At 49.6% G+C, this 252-nt stretch carries 1 protein-coding gene; it reads left to right on the forward strand.

Annotated features, from left to right (window positions below; genetic code table 11):
• On the forward strand, positions 1–252 hold a 252-nt coding region (locus SB772_RS43590), incomplete at both ends, for an alkaline phosphatase PhoX (protein ID WP_410838978.1).

Genomic DNA, 252 nt, shown 5'->3' on the forward strand with positions numbered 1-252 from the left:
GTCAAACTCGGATATCGGCGGCGGACTAAAAGCAGGTGACAAATATCTGAATGAAGGCAAGCTATACGTGGCGGTATTTAACGAAGATGGTAGCGGTGAATGGAAAGCTCTCGTCCATGGTCAAAACGGACTGGATGCTTTCAATAGCGTATTGCCGTTCAATGGACAAGATGAAGTATTGGTCTTCGCCCGTGCAGCTGCCGATGCCGCTGGTGCTACTAAGATGGATCGACCTGAATGGGTATCGGTCAG

The organism is Paraburkholderia sp. SIMBA_030 (assembly GCF_046535245.1).
In the GTDB taxonomy this organism is placed as follows: domain Bacteria; phylum Pseudomonadota; class Gammaproteobacteria; order Burkholderiales; family Burkholderiaceae; genus Paraburkholderia.